The 1,035-nt window shown below is 39.2% G+C and carries 1 protein-coding gene; it reads right to left on the bottom strand.

The window, feature by feature from the left end; translation table 11 throughout:
• Positions 1 to 1,035, bottom strand: a 1,035-nt coding sequence (locus V7659_RS21665; protein ID WP_335542166.1) for an APC family permease, incomplete at both ends; no start/stop codon positions are given.

A 1,035-nucleotide genomic window follows, 5' to 3' on the forward strand; every position in this document is an offset into this window, starting at 1 on the left:
ACGGCAATAATTTGATCTTGAGAAAGAGATTTAGCATAGTTAATAGAATTCGCTACCACATTAGTCATGCCAGCAACAGGAACGATTAGTACATTTCCCTCAATAGGCATCAGAGGTTCACAAGTAGTGAGCCTAAGCTGGTCCCCAACAGCATCATAATGCTTTCTAATTCGATGAAAGAGGTAGACAATGATAGGTAAGAAAATTAAGATTGACCAAACCTGTGAGAATTTTGTTATCAAGAACATTAATGTGACGACAAGGCTAATGAGGGCACCCGTTGTATTGATAATGAATTTTGGAACCCATCCTTGAGGCTTCTCTCGCAGCCATTTTACCATCATGCCTGACTGAGACAAAGTAAATGGAAGAAACACTCCAATTGCATAAAGCGGGATAAGAGACTCTGTTTCAGCTTGGAAAGCAAGGATTAGAATAATTGAAGCAATTCCAAGTATGATGATGCCATTTGAATATCCTAATCTGTCCCCTCTAATAAGAAACATTCTTGGAATAAACTTATCCTTAGCCAGATTAACTGCCAACAACGGGAAAGCAGAATATCCAGTGTTCGCTGCGAGGATTAATATCAATGCTGTAGTTCCCTGAATAAAGAAATACATGAAATTCCGCCCGAAAGTTTCTTCAGCAATTTGAGAAACAACGGTTACTTCTGCATTTGGAGAAATCCCATAATAATAAGCTAAAAATACAATTCCTGAAAACAATACGGCAAGTAAGGCTCCCATTGCCATTAATGTTTTAGCAGCATTTTTAGGGGCTGGGTCTTTAAAATTAGGGATTGCATTCGATATGGCTTCAACCCCTGTTAGGGCTGAACTTCCTGAAGCGAACGCCTTTAAAAGAATAAACAGACTAAGTCCCGCCACAGGTGTACCTAGAGGTGTATGTAATTGAGGTGAAACCCCTCCAGTTACAATATGATACAAACCCACACCAATTAATATAAACAATGCTACAACGAATAAGTAAACGGGGTAGGCTAATATTGAAGCAGACTCCGTTACTCCTCTT

The sequence above is a fragment of the Neobacillus drentensis genome (genome assembly GCF_036966985.1).
Taxonomy (GTDB): Bacteria; Bacillota; Bacilli; order Bacillales; family Cytobacillaceae; genus Neobacillus; species Neobacillus drentensis_E.